10 protein-coding genes are annotated in these 11,528 nt (G+C 74.6%); 5 read left to right on the top strand and 5 right to left on the bottom strand.

The genetic code is table 11. The features are described from left to right. Positions 1-25: 25 nt before the first annotated feature. A complete protein-coding gene (locus ACN9MS_RS05845; protein WP_426311098.1) occupies positions 26-1,639 on the bottom strand; it encodes an FAD-dependent oxidoreductase in 1,614 nt (537 codons plus the stop codon). 358 nt (positions 1,640-1,997) lie between these two features. Between ACN9MS_RS05845 and ACN9MS_RS05850 the strand changes: the two genes are divergently transcribed. Further along, positions 1,998-2,636, top strand: a complete 639-nt coding sequence (locus ACN9MS_RS05850; protein WP_426311099.1) for a Rid family hydrolase — start codon at positions 1,998-2,000, stop codon at positions 2,634-2,636. Between the two features lie 52 nt (positions 2,637-2,688). Here the strand turns inward: ACN9MS_RS05850 and ACN9MS_RS05855 are convergent, their stop codons facing one another. Both ACN9MS_RS05855 and ACN9MS_RS05860 read right to left on the bottom strand, forming a co-directional pair. Then, on the bottom strand, positions 2,689-4,224 hold the full coding sequence (locus ACN9MS_RS05855; protein ID WP_426311100.1) for a helix-turn-helix domain-containing protein: 1,536 nt from the start codon (positions 4,222-4,224) through the stop codon (positions 2,689-2,691). Positions 4,225-4,380: 156 nt separating this feature from the next. Continuing rightward, positions 4,381-5,082 (bottom strand): exonuclease domain-containing protein, encoded by a 702-nt coding sequence (locus ACN9MS_RS05860; protein WP_426311101.1) that lies wholly within the window; start codon positions 5,080-5,082, stop codon positions 4,381-4,383. A 146-nt stretch (positions 5,083-5,228) separates the two neighbouring features. Between ACN9MS_RS05860 and ACN9MS_RS05865 the strand changes: the two genes are divergently transcribed. The 4 genes from ACN9MS_RS05865 to ACN9MS_RS05880 are packed head-to-tail and all read left to right on the top strand — an operon-like array spanning position 5,229 to position 9,696. Beyond that, positions 5,229-6,353 carry a GuaB3 family IMP dehydrogenase-related protein gene (locus ACN9MS_RS05865; protein ID WP_053369640.1) on the top strand — a complete coding sequence of 375 codons (1,125 nt, stop codon included), beginning with the start codon at positions 5,229-5,231 and terminating at the stop codon, positions 6,351-6,353. 8 nt (positions 6,354-6,361) lie between these two features. Beyond that, on the top strand, positions 6,362-6,979 hold the full coding sequence (locus ACN9MS_RS05870) for a GNAT family acetyltransferase (RefSeq protein WP_426311102.1): 618 nt from the start codon (positions 6,362-6,364) through the stop codon (positions 6,977-6,979). Next, positions 6,976-8,043, top strand: a complete 1,068-nt coding sequence (locus ACN9MS_RS05875; RefSeq protein ID WP_426311103.1) for a GNAT family N-acetyltransferase — start codon at positions 6,976-6,978, stop codon at positions 8,041-8,043. The genes ACN9MS_RS05870 and ACN9MS_RS05875 overlap by 4 nt, the downstream gene beginning before the upstream one ends. Positions 8,044-8,052: 9 nt before the next feature. After that, positions 8,053-9,696: a succinic semialdehyde dehydrogenase gene (locus ACN9MS_RS05880; RefSeq protein ID WP_426311104.1), complete on the top strand. Its 1,644-nt coding sequence runs from the start codon at positions 8,053-8,055 to the stop codon at positions 9,694-9,696. Positions 9,697-9,728: 32 nt separating this feature from the next. Here the strand turns inward: ACN9MS_RS05880 and ACN9MS_RS05885 are convergent, their stop codons facing one another. Both ACN9MS_RS05885 and ACN9MS_RS05890 read right to left on the bottom strand, forming a co-directional pair. Beyond that, a complete protein-coding gene (locus ACN9MS_RS05885; RefSeq protein ID WP_426311105.1) occupies positions 9,729-10,412 on the bottom strand; it encodes a SanA/YdcF family protein in 684 nt (227 codons plus the stop codon). A 122-nt stretch (positions 10,413-10,534) separates the two neighbouring features. Further along, a complete protein-coding gene (locus ACN9MS_RS05890) occupies positions 10,535-11,485 on the bottom strand; it encodes a DUF4031 domain-containing protein (protein WP_426311106.1) in 951 nt (316 codons plus the stop codon). Positions 11,486-11,528: the final 43 nt, after the last annotated feature.

An 11,528-nucleotide genomic window follows, 5' to 3' on the forward strand; every position in this document is an offset into this window, starting at 1 on the left:
GCCGGCGTCGGTGCGTCGGCGGCGCTCACGAGGCCATGACGCGCGTGTGCAGGGCCTGCACCGCGTACCGGGCCGCCCAGAACGCACCGTGCTGCCACGCCGAGATCTCGGACATCCAGTCGCCCGCGAAGTACACGTTCCCCGCGCCCTGCTGGAGCTGCTTGAAGCGCGACGACTGCGTGTTCGGGTAGGCCCACGCGCCCTCGATGTAGGGCACCTTGTGCCACGCGATGGAGAACGAGCTCTCGAGCTCGGTCCGGTACTTCTCGCCGTGGATCTTCACGCCCTGCTCGACGGCGCGCATCTCGCGCTGCCGTGGCGTCATGTCCGCGTAGGAGCGCGCGTTGGCACCGGTGTTGTAGTACCCGACGACGAGGCCGCGACGCTCGCCGTACCCGTAGGAGGGGTACCAGACGTGGGCGAGGTCCATGTCGGTCTCCGTGATGCCGCCGTAGATCCGGTGGTCGTCCTCCCAGAACCGCGAGCGGTACTCGAGCCCGATCTTGCCCGCCGGGGACCCGACGGCGAACTCGCCGAGCGCGGCGTCGACGTCCGCGCCCCAGTTCGTGTCCCACCGCCGCATGAGCCCCGCGGGCGCGGCGACGATCGCGAAGTCGGCGTCGACCTGGCGGGCCTTGCCGTTGTGCGCCGTGTAGGTGACGGTGACGCCGCGCGTGGTGTTCCGCACCCCGGTGACCGGTGAGCTGAACAGGACGTTCTGCTTGCCGATGGCCCGCACGAAGTAGTCGTAGGTCGTGTCCATGCCGCCCTTCGGCTGGAACATGAGCATCGACTGCTCCCAGTTGATCTCGAACGGGAAGTACTGCCCCACCTTCGACGCGAGCACCTCCGACACCGTGCCGGGGCCGGGTAGCGGCGTGCCGTGCTCGTTCCAGGCGGACGGGTACACGGAGTAGCCCCGGTTGTCCCCGCCGCGGTAGCTGCCGTCGGACTGCAGCGACCCCCAGGACCGCAGGAACGCGCGCAGGTTCTCCTTGTCCGCGGCCGTGAGCTTCTGGTCGAGCGCACCCTGGTCGGTCGCGTAGCTCAGCAGCTCGGACGTGTAGCCGAAGACGTCCGCCTTGGCCGTGCGGTACCGGACCGGGTTGCCGGGGGTGGCGCCCGAGCGCTCGTTGTAGAGGTAGGCGTCCGCGTTCGCGTTGGTGAAGACCTCGTAGGGAACGCCCAGCTCGCGCAGGTAGTCCATGGTGACCATCCACTGGGCGATGCGGCCGGCTCCCGCGTTCATGTACACGCCGTCGGAGAACCGGGCCTTCTGGGTGACGCCGTTGATGTCCGTCTCGGAGTCGCCTCCGCGTATCGTCAGCGTCCGTCCGCCGGGCCGGTGCCGCGCCTCGAGCACCGTCACCCGGTACCCCGCCTTCTGGAGCTCGTACGCCGAGGCGAGGCCCGCAGGCCCGGCGCCCACGACGACGACCTTCTTGGCGGAGCGTCCCGTCAGGCTGAAGTCGCTGCCCCGCGGCGGTGTCCACGACTCGTTCCGCGGCTGGGCGGCGGCCGTCGGCGCGAGCCCGACAGCGCCCATCGTGGCGAACATGACGCCGGCGCTGGAGCCGACCCCGACGGCCTGGAGGAAGTTGCGGCGCGAGACGCCGGACGTCTTCTCGTCAGTGACCATGTGGCTGGAGCCCTCTCGTCCACGGCCCGACGGGCGGACTGCCCGGCCCACGATGCCGGGTGCCGCCGTCAGCACCGCGGCCGACGCTAGGCACGCGTCGTCGCGAACGTGGGTCCGGGGCGTTTCGCGTCCGTCAACGCGCGACGGCTCGCGTAAACGTCTCGTGTCGTCCCCGTCGTGCCTGGTCGCCCGGTCGTGCGGCGCGGGCAGCGGGGCGCCCGACGGCGCGGCGACGAGCCGACACGCGCCCGTCACGACCCGGAAACGGTCGGCGTCTAGCGTCGCCGCTCCGGCGGCCGTCGTGGCCCGCCGGAGCGGGTGTCAGGGTGGCGCCCGTCGTCACCGCCTGGAGGCCTGCATGAAGAACCGCACCAAGGTCGTCGTCGCCGTCGCCGTCACCGCCGCCGTGGCCGTCCCCGGCACCGCCGTCGCCGCAGGGAAGCTCTTCGAGCCGAAGCCCACGGAGTCCTTCTCGTTCGTCACCGGCGACACCCCGTCGATCGCCGACGGCGTCGCGTTCGGCAAGAACGTCGCCTGGTACAAGTCCTCGGGCCTCGGGCCCTCCGCGATGAACACGGCGCTGGGGGCGGGTGCCGAGGAGCGCTACATCCCCACCGACGTGTTCCCCGGCGGGGTGCTGCCGGCGGGCGTCACGATCACCGAGGCGCAGGGGATCAACGTCCTCATGCGGATCGGCGAGAACCTCGAGCGGGCCGGGCTGTCCTACGACGACGTCGTGTCCATGCGCGTGTTCCTCCAGAACCCCGCAGGGCAGGAGAAGATGGACTTTGCCGGCTGGAACCGCGCCTACCGGCAGTTCTTCGCCAACACGAACCTCGCGACCGGCAAGCCGATCGACGTCCAGCTCGGCTCGGCGACGACCGCGCCGATGGTCGTCAACGCCGCGCGCCCGTCGCGGTTCGCGCTCGAGATCGAGAACCTCCCCGTGAACGGCTGGCTCGTCGAGGTCGAGGTCGACGCGGTCTACCCGAAGTGACGCACGACGGGCCGGCGCCCCGGAGGGCGCCGGCCCGTCGCGGCTCGTCGGCTCAGTCGCGGAAGGTCTCGATGTGGGCGCCGAGCTCGCGCAGGCGCTCCGTCAGGCCCTCGTAGCCGCGCGCGATGATGTCCACGCCGCGCAGGACGGACGTGCCCTTCGCCGCGAGCATCGCGAGCAGGATGACGACGGCGGGGCGCAGGGCCGGCGGGCAGCTCACCTCGGCGCCGGACCAGCGCGTCGGGCCGGTGACCTGGAGGCGGTGGGCGTCCAGGAGCCGCACGTCGGCGCCGAGGCGCGTGAGGTCGGTGAGGTGGATGGCGCGGCCCTCGTAGACCCAGTCGTGGATGAGCGTCGTGCCCTGCGCGTTCGCCGCGATGACGGCGAAGAACGGCAGGTTGTCGATGTTGAGCCCCGGGAACGGCATGGGGTGGATCTTGTCGATCGGCGCGCGGAGCTCGCTCGGGTGCACGGTGACGTCCACGAGGCGCGTCCGGCCGTTGCGAGCCAGGTACTCGGGGCTCAGCGTGTAGCGCAGCCCCATCTCGGACAGGGTCGCGAGCTCGATCTCCATGAACTCGATCGGGACGCGGGCCACCGTGATCTCGGAGCCGGTGACGATGCCCGCGGTGAGCAGGCTCATCGCCTCGACCGGGTCCTCCGAGACGGCGTACTCCACGTCCACGTCGATGTCGGTGCGGCCGTGGACGCGCAGCGTCGTCGTGCCGATGCCCTCCACCCGGACGCCGAGCAGCTCGAGGTAGAAGCACAGGTCCTGGACCATGTAGTTGGGGCTCGCGTTGCGGATCGTCGTGACGCCGTCGCGCCGGGCCGCGGCCATGAGCGCGTTCTCCGTGACGGTGTCGCCGCGCTCGGTGAGCACGACCGACAGGTCGGTGCCCGACGCCGGGGCCACCGTCGCGTGGTAGTTACCGCCCGTCGCGGTGACCGCGAGGCCGAACGGCCGCAGGGCGATCATGTGGGGCTCCACGGTGCGCGTGCCGAGGTCGCAGCCGCCGGCGTACGGGAGCTCGAACGTGTCGCGGAGCCCGAGCAGCGGGCCGAGGAACATGATGATCGAGCGCGTGCGGCGCGCGGCGTCGACGTCGATCGCCGCGAGGTCGAGCTGGTCCGGCACGACGATCTCGAGGTCGCGCCCGCCGGTCGTCCAGGTCGCCCGGACGCCGATCGAGCGGAGCACGTCGACGATGCGGTCGACCTCGACGATGCGGGCGACGCCGCGCAGGGTGGTGCGACCCCGGTTGAGGAGCGACGCGCACAGGAGCGCGACCGCGCCGTTCTTGGAGGAGTTGACCTCGATACGCCCGGACAGCGTGTGGCCGCCCTGGACGCGCAGGTGCGCGTGCTTGGGCCCGCCGAGGCTGATGATCTCGGAGTCGAGCGCGAGGCTGATGCGGTTGAGCATCTCGAGGCTGAGGTTCTGGGCGCCCTGCTCGATGCGGTGCACGGCGCTCTGGCTCGTGCCGAGCCGCTCGGCGAGCTGGGTCTGCGTGAGGCCCCGGTTCTGGCGGGCGCCGCGGATGAGCGCGCCGACCTGCGTCAGAGGGGCGTCGTCGATCACTGTCATGCGAGCGACGATAACTCATGGATGAGATATTCACTCGACGACGCTACCCAGCCGTGGGGGTATCACGGGTTCGTCACACGATCTCCATCCGTGTCGTGAGATAGGAGTCGGTCGGGTGGGCTCGGGGCCTCGTGCCGGGTCGGTCGGTGGGCCGTCTCACGAGGGCCAGCGACCGTCGGCGCCGGCCCCGACGTAAGGAGGCTCGCGCTCGGGGTCCAGCGCGTCGACCCAGCGTCGGTGCGCCACGACCTGAAGGTCGTGGAGGGCGTCGGGGCCCAGGGCGCCGAGGTCCGGGAAGGCGCGCGCGAGGGCGTCGAGGAGGTCGAGCGTGGCGAGCACGTCCGCGTCCGCGGTGTGCAGGGGGCCGACGTCGAGCACCTCGTAGCGCGCGCACAGGTCGACGAGGCGCCGCTTGCCCTCACGGGTCGGGTCCCACGCGCGGTCCAGCACGAGCGGGTCCAGCACCGGGCGCACGGGCCGCCCGAGCCGGGCGGCGAGCGTCGGCAGGCCGTGGCGGACGAGCTCCGCGTCGAGGAGCGACAGGTCGAACGCGGCGTTGTACGCGACGAGCGGCACCCCGTCGCGCTGGGCGTCGACGACGAGCGTCGCGATCTCCTCCAGCGCCGTCACGGGTGCGACCCCGTAGGCGGCCGCGTGCGCCGTCGTGACGCCGTGGATCGCCGTCGCCTCGGCGGGGATCTCGACGCCCGGGTCGAGGAGCCAGGTACGCACGTGCGTCGAGCCGGGCTCGCGCAGCACGAGCGCGGCGGTGACGATCCGGTCGACGTCCACGTCGACGCCCGTGGTCTCGGTGTCGAGACCGAGGAGCGGTCCCGCCGTCCAGGGCGTCGTCGTCATGGTCCACCTCGCGGTCTCGCTCAGGTCCAGGTGCTCGTCGCGCCCGGTGCCGCCGGACCTCCCGGCGACGAGCGTCACCCTGCCAGCGCCCACCCACACGGCGGTCGTTGCAGGTGGCGGGTACGGCCCGCCGGTAGGCTGGCCCGGTGAGCAACGAGATCGAGATCGGACGTGGCAAGCGCGGTCGGCGCGCGTTCTCCTTCGACGACGTCGCGGTCGTGCCCTCCCGGCGCACGCGCGACCCGAAGGAGGTGTCGGTCGGCTGGCAGATCGATGCGTACCACTTCGAGCTGCCGATCCTCGCGGCGCCCATGGACTCGGTGATGAGCCCGGCCACGGCCGTCGCGCTCGGCAACCACGGCGGCCTCGGCGTGCTCGACCTCGAGGGCCTGTGGACCCGCTACGACGACCCCACCGCCCTGCTCGAGGAGATCGCGACCCTCGAGCCGCTCGAGGCCACGCGACGCATGCAGGAGATCTACGCGGAGCCCATCAAGCCCGACCTCATCACGCAGCGCCTCAAGGAGATCCGCGCCGCGGGCGTCACGGTCGCCGGCGCCCTCTCCCCGCAGCGCACCCAGGAGCACTACCAGACGGTCGTCGACGCGGGCGTCGACCTCTTCGTCATCCGGGGCACGACCGTCTCGGCCGAGCACGTCTCGGGCGTCGCCGAGCCGCTGAACCTCAAGCGGTTCATCTACGAGCTCGACGTCCCGGTGGTCGTCGGCGGCGCGTCCACGTACACCGCGGCGCTGCACCTCATGCGCACGGGCGCCGCCGGCGTCCTCGTCGGGTTCGGGGGCGGTGCGGCGCACACCACGCGTGTCTCGCTCGGGATCCACGCGCCCATGGCGACGGCGGTCGCGGACGTCGCGGCCGCGCGCCGCGACTACCTCGACGAGTCGGGCGGCCGCTACGTGCACGTCATCGCCGACGGCGGCGTCGGCCGCTCGGGCGACCTCGTCAAGGCCGTCGCGTGCGGCGCGGACGCCGTGATGATCGGCGCCGCGCTCGCGCGGGCCGAGGAGGCGCCGGGCCGGGGCTGGCACTGGGGCTCGGAGGCGCACCACGCGCAGCTCCCGCGCGGCGAGCGCGTGCGCGTCGGCACCGCGGGCACGCTGGAGGAGATCCTCTTCGGCCCGGGCCGCCAGGCCGACGGCACGCTGAACCTCGTCGGTGCGCTGCGCCGCGCGATGGCGACGACCGGCTACTCCGACCTCAAGGAGTTCCAGCGCGTCGAGGTCGTCGTCTCGCCCTACCAGCCCCGCTGACCCGCGCCGTGACGGGACGCGTCGCGGACGGACCCCGGCTGACCCGCGCGGGCGACGGCGTACCTGACCCGGTACCCGGCCCGGTACCGGACGAGGTGCCCGACGACGGCCGTGCCGGGACGGGCACGGACGTGGTGTTCGCGGACGTCGCGGACGACGACGTCGAGGCCGTCGTCGCGCTGTGGCGCACGTGCGGGCTCACCCGACCGTGGAACGACCCGTACCGCGACCTCGCGGACGCGCGCCTGGGGGAGACGTCCACGGTGCTCGTGGGCCGGGCGACGCGCGACCTCCCGGGAGGGGCGTCCGACGACGGCGAGGGCGGCGGTGCGGTCCACGCGGGCGAGGTCGTCGCGTCGGCGATGGCCGGCGTCGACGGGCACCGCGGCTGGCTCTACTACGTGGCGGTCGACCCGCGCCTCCAGGGCCACGGCACGGGGCGCGCCACCGTCGTCGCGGCGGAGGCGTGGCTCGCCGCCCAGGGCGCGCGGGCCGTGCGCCTCATGGTGCGCTCGACCAACGATTCCGTCCGCGGTTTCTACGAGCGCCTCGGCTACACCGACCAGGAGTGCGTCGTGCTCGGCCGACCTCTCGGCGCGCCGGACGCGCGCGACGCCGGGCGATGACGCACGGCCCCGCCTGGGCGCCGGACGCCGACGACCTGGCCGCGCTGGAGGCCGAGCACTGCGCGCGGGTCGGCGCGCTCGACCCGCTCGTCGCGGTCCCCGACCTGGGCGCCGCGCCGGGCGACGAGCGCCTGCTCGCCGTCCGGCTCGCCGACGGGTCGAGGGCGGCGGGCCTCGTCACGGTCGGCGACGTCGGCGCCGACTCCTCGGCCGCGCTGTTCCGCCCGCTGCGCGAGCACCGGCTGCGTGCCCGGGCGGCGGGGCCGGACGTCCCGGGTGCGGTGGCGGCGCTCCTCTCGGCGTGGTCCGAGCGCGTCGCGCAGGACCCTGGTACCCCGCCCGACGGCGACGGCGTGCCCCAGGTGGGCCCCGCTCCCCGCGACCACGGGACGGTGCTGCTGTGGCCGAGCCGGGACGTCGGGGCGGTCGCGGCGCTCGCCGCGCACGGCATGCGTCCGACCGTGCACCTCGCCGCCCGTCGTGGCACGGCCCCCGGCGCCGCCGGGCGTGTCCCGGCGGGCGTCGTCGTCCGCGACGCGACGCCCGACGACGTCCCGGCGCTCGTGGAGCACCAGCTCGCCGAGCTCGCGTACGACGAGCTCGTGGGCGCCGCCCGGGTGCGCCCGGGGTCCCGTGCGCTCCTCGCGACGCAGGTCGCAGGCGCGGTGGCGAACCCGGCCACGACGTTCCTCGTCGCGACGGCGGCCCCGGCGGACGAGCGCGGGGACGCCCCCGCAGGCCGGGCCGAGGAGGTCTTGGGCGTCGTCGCGGTCGAGCCGCCGGAACGGTCCGGGGCGGTCGCCGGGACAGTCACGACCGGACCGGTCGCCTACCTCGTGCTGCTGCACGTGACGGGCGCCGCGCGCGGCGCCGGGGTCGGCGGCACGCTCGTCGACGCGGCGCTCGCGCGCGTCAGGGAGCAGGTCGGGGAGGACGCGGTCGTGCTCCTGCACCACGGCGTCCTCAACCCGCTCTCGGCACCCTTCTGGGCGCGGCAGGGGTTCCGCCCCGTGCTCACGACCTGGGAGCTCCCCGTCTCGGGTCCTGTCGGTCCGACGACGTAGCCTGTCCCCATGACGAGCTCATCCGGCACCCCCGGCACCGGACCCGGCGAGGGCGCCGCGCTGGACGGCCCGATCGACCCCGAGAACCCTGCGGCGACCTATGTGCTCGAGCCCGACGTCGTCGCACCGCTCGCGCAGCGCGTCGTCACCAGCAACGAGGCGGGCATGCACCGCTCGGTCCTGCCCTTCACGGGCGCGCCGCTCGCCGCGTTCCCCGTCTCCTCCGTGGACGACGTGGCGCGCGCGGTCGAGCGGGCACGCGCGGCGCAGCCGGCGTGGGCGGCGCTCCCCGTCCGGGAGCGCGCGGCCGTGCTGCGCCGGTTCGGCGAGCTCGTGCTCGCGCGGCAGTCCGACGGCCTCGACCTCATCCAGATGGAGTCCGGCAAGTCGCGCCGCAGCGCGTTCGAGGAGGTCGCGGACGTCGCGATCGTCACGCGCCACTACGCCCAGCGCGGGCCCCGCTACCTCGCCGACCGCCGCGCGCCGGGCATGCTGCCGGTGCTGACGGGCACGCGCGTGCACCGCCGCCCGGTGGGGGTCGTCGGCGTGATCGCGCCCTGGAACTACCCGCTGACGCTCGCCTTCGCGGAGGCCGTGCCGGCGCTCGTCGCCGGGAACGCCGTCGTGCTCAAGCCGGACCCGCAGACGACGCTCAGCGCGCTGTGGGGCGCCGAGCTGCTCGAGGAGGCGGGGCTGCCCGCCGACCTGTTCCTCGTCGTCGCGGGCGGCGGCGACGTCGGCGCGGCGGTGACCGACCACGTGGACCACATCGCGTTCACCGGCTCGACGGCCACGGGCCGCAAGGTCGCCGCGCGCGCGGGCGAGAGGCTCATCGGGGCGACCCTGGAGCTCGGTGGCAAGAACCCCCTCTACGTCGCGGCCGACGCCGACGTGCGCGCTGCGGCGCGCGGCGCGGTCCGCGCGTGCTTCTCCAACTCGGGGCAGCTCTGCGTCTCGATCGAGCGGATCGTGCTGCACGAGGACGTCGCCGACGCCTTCCTCGACGAGTTCGTGCCGCTCGTCCGCGAGATGCGCCTCGGGGCCGGGCTCGACTACTCCGCCGACATGGGGTCGCTCACGTCGCAGGCGCAGCTCGACCGCGTCGTCGCGCACGTGGAGGACGCCATCGCGCGCGGCGCGCGCGTCCTCGCGGGCGGTGTGCACCGCGCGGACATCGGCCCGTGGTTCTACGCGCCCACGGTGCTGGACGACGTGCCCGACGACGCGGCGTGCGCCCGGGAGGAGACCTTCGGCCCGGTCGTGTCCGTGCGCCGGGTCGCGAGCGACGACGAGGCCGTCCGCGTCATGAACGACTCGGAGTTCGGGCTCAACGCGAGCGTGTGGACGCGCGACGTCGCGCGCGGCCGCCGGATCGCGGCGCGCGTGGAGGCAGGGACCGTCAACGTCAACGACGGGTACTCCGCCGCCTGGGGCTCGGTCGGTGCGCCGATGGGCGGGTTCAAGGCGTCCGGCCTGGGGCGTCGGCACGGCCGCGAGGGGATCGAGGCGCTCACGGAGGCGCAGACGATCTCCGTGCAGCGCGGCGCCAACCAGGGCCTCACGCTCGACACGCTCTACGGGATCGGCGGCGAGCTCCCCAGCAGGGTGCTCACGACCGCGCTCGACGTCATGCGCCGCCTGCGCCTGCCCTGACCGCACCGCCCCGTGCCCGGCGCGGTGCGTCCTCAGCGGCGCAGGGCGTCGAGCACGGCCTTCGTCGCCGCGGGGACCTCGCGCACGCGGTAGAGCACGGCCTTCCACGGCTCCACGCTCGCCGCGCTGACCCCGACCCCGACGGCGTCGAGGCCCGCGACGCGGCACGAGAAGAGGGTGCGCGGCAGGTGGTAGCCCTGCGTCACGACCACTGCCGTGCCGACGCCGAACTCGGACACCGCGCGCGTGCACGTCGCGTGCGTGTCGAAGCCCTCGCGGTCGAGCAGGATCGCGTCGTCCGGCACGCCCCGGTCGAGCAGCCACGCGCGCATGGACCCGGGCTCGTCGTAGTCGTCGTGCGCGTCGCCGCTCACGAGGACGACGGGCGCGACGCCCCGGCCGTAGAGCTCCGCGGCCGCGTCGAGCCGGCGCCGCAGGTACGTGGACGGCGACCCGTCGGGCCGCAGCCCCGCCCCCGGCACGACGATCGCGTCGCTCGGCGGCACGTCCGCCGGGTCGGCGACGTGAGCCCGCCCGACGCCCTGCACCACGACGAACGGCGCCAGCACGAGCACCGCGAGTCCGACGGCGACCCCGACGGTCGTGCGCCGACGGCGCGACCGGCGCGGGCGACGCCGTCGCGATCGACCGGAGGACGGCGCCGACGCGTCGGGCAGGAGAGAAGCGGGGGCAGGCGGCGCCGGATCGTCGGTCACGGCCCGACCTTAGCGCCGCCGGAGCGCCGAGCAGGCGATCGTGGCCCGCCGAGCAGGCGTTCCGGGTCCGTCCGTCGCGCGGGACGGACCTGGACCACCCGCTCGGCGGGATCGACAATGGGTCAGGCGGGGTCGAGGGCCGCGAGCTCTGCCGCGAGGTTCGCGCGGGCCCGGTCTTCCCACAGCGTGGCGCCCTGCGGGGTGCGGAACAGCGTGCCGCCCGCGAGCAGCGCTCGCAGGACGGCGGCGCGACCGGTGCGGAAGGCGTCGTCGGGCACGTGGGCGTACTCGGCACGCACCTGCCGCACGTACCGCGCGTACCGGTCCGGCGCGGAGCCGAGGATCGCGAGGTCGGCGTCGGACACGAGCGCACCCGAGTCGTCGCCCGCCGCGGGGGCGTGGTCGGTCGTCACGAGCACGAGCCGGACGACCTCGTCGACGGCGTCCGGGTCGACATGACCTGCGAGCCGGACGCCCGCCAGCTCGGCCGACCGCTCCTCGTCACGGCCCGCCTCGCCGTCGTGCACGGCGTCGTGGAACCACAGGGCGAGCTGCGTCACCCCGACCGCCGCGTCACCGCGGGCCGACGACGCCGGGGCACCGCCGCGCCAGGGCGAGCCCGCGGCGTCGGGCACGCCGGGCGGCCGCCCCTCCAGGAGCGCGAGCGAGTCGAGCGCGTGCACCAGGTGCTCGGGGCCGTGGTAGACCCGGTGCGGCTCGTGCCAGCGCTCGACGAGCTCCACCCCCACCTCGCGCGCGTCCGGCAGCAGCACGTCCCACCGGGCGAGCAGCGCGTCGGCCTTCGCCGCCCGTCGCGCCCGGCCGGGGACCCGCAGCCCGGACGCCGTCAGCCGCCGGGCGAGCTCGCGACCGCCGACGGGGACCGCCCCGGTCGCGACCGCGAGGTCGTACCGCTCCGCGGCGACGTCGTAGTGGTCGAGGTCGAACGCGCGGCGGCTCACGCCGATCGACGCCGCGAACGCGTGCAGCTCCTCCAGGGAGGAGTCCGACACGAGGTGGCTGAACAGCGTCCCGTGCGCGGGCCACGCCGGCGGGTCGATGAGAACGGTCACCGCCCGAGCATGCCACCGACCGGCGAGCGGGCGCGCGTGCGTC

Source organism: Cellulosimicrobium sp. E-16 (assembly GCF_049913115.1).
Classification (GTDB): domain Bacteria; phylum Actinomycetota; class Actinomycetes; order Actinomycetales; family Cellulomonadaceae; genus Cellulosimicrobium.